This is a genomic window from Microbacterium sp. Bi128 (genome assembly GCF_918698205.1).
Genome location: NZ_CAKKMM010001260.1, coordinates 1 through 1,490 on the forward strand (window position 1 = coordinate 1; position 1,490 = coordinate 1,490).

Genomic DNA, 1,490 nt, shown 5'->3' on the forward strand with positions numbered 1-1,490 from the left:
AACTGCGAATCGATGGCCAGCCCCTCGACGAGCCCTACATTTTCGAGGATTTGCCGTTTGAGGCTGGCAGCAACGACTGCCAGACTAGCCCCGGTTCGCTCAGGTGTCTTCCTGCGTTTACAGTCCCCGAGGGAGAGCTCGTGATGCTCGGGGACCACCGTTCGGTCTCGGTTGATTCGGCCATCGCCTGCCGGAGCCTGACTGTTGTGGCAGGCGACTGCATGAGGACAATTAAGTCCTCGGCCGTCGTCGGTCAGGTGGCGGCGAGATTCTGGCCCCTTGACCGCGCCGGCGGAGTGGGCTGACTTTTCGGGGTAACGAAAATCCCCTCGGAGCGGTCGCTCCAAGGGGATATCTTCAGTGCTAACGCGCCTCAGTGCTACCGAGCGGCCACCGGCTCGACGGATTGATACGAGGTGTAGTACCTGTACGAGCCCGCGCCTGTGGTGGGCACGCGGTTGAGAATGGTGCCCAAGACGTTGCCGTTCACCCGCCCCAGGTTGCCGAGGGACTTGCCAAGCTCTTCATCGGTGGTCTTTCCGGACCTGACAACAACGATTGCTCCGTCGGCAATGCGTGTGAGGACGGCGGCGTCTGTCACGGGGAGCAACGGCGGGGCGTCAACCAGCACAAGTGCGTCCTGTGCGAGGGTCCTGAGCAACGTCTTCATGGCCTGGGAGCCCAGCAGCTCACTGGGGTTCGGCGGGATCCGGCCGGACCCCAGCACCCGCAGGTTAGGCATCGCGCTCCATTCCTGCAGCACGTCTTCCAGCTCGGCGTGGCCGCTCAGGACGTCGGTTACACCCACGCCGGGGATCAGGTTGAATACGTCGACCAGGGTGGGGCGGCGTAGGTCGCCGTCGACCACTACAACGTTCTCACCGGCCGCGGCCATGGTGACCGCCAGATTGGCCGTCACCGTCGATTTACCCTCGGCCGGAACTGAACTCGTCACCACAATGATCCGCGGCGGATTGTCGACGTCGACGTACTGGAGATTTGTCCGGAGCTCCCTCAGGGCTTCGGTGATGGCATGCGAACCTTCGCCCGATGCGACCGGGCTGAATCCATCGTCCAGCACGGTGCTTTTCCCGTCCAAGCGGTGGTCCACCGGGAGCGTGCCCAGCACGGGCACACCGAACCGGCGTTCGATCGCAGTGGCACTGCGGAGCCTGCGGTCCAAACGGTGGCGAAGCATGGCGTAGAGGATGCCAAAAACCAGGCCGGCCAAGGCTCCGATGGCCAGGGCCAGCTTCACGTTGGGAGATGTTGGGGCGGTCGGCAGGAGGGCTTGGCCGAGGGGCACCACGCGGATGACCGGTACGGGGACGACGTTCGAGCCTTCCACCGCTTGGATACTTTCCAATTCCTTGACTTGCTCGGCAAGGCCCATGACCCAGGCATCCGCGACCCGTTGGGCCATCGCGGGGTCAGTGGACGTGGCCGTGACGGCAAGCTGGGCGCTTTCCTTCGGCACGGATACGGTGACG

The 1,490-nt window shown here is 64.0% G+C and carries 2 protein-coding genes; one reads left to right on the top strand and one right to left on the bottom strand.

Features of this window, described 5'->3' with window-relative positions; translation table 11 throughout:
- The coding region (locus LQV45_RS31810; RefSeq protein ID WP_230011429.1) for a S26 family signal peptidase at window positions 1–305 on the top strand (305 nt) is incomplete at its 5' end.
- A gap of 74 nt (window positions 306–379) precedes the next feature.
- On the opposite strand, the gene LQV45_RS31815 is transcribed toward LQV45_RS31810, so the two are convergent.
- The coding region (locus tag LQV45_RS31815) for a polysaccharide biosynthesis tyrosine autokinase (protein ID WP_230011431.1) at window positions 380–1,490 on the bottom strand (1,111 nt) is incomplete at its 5' end.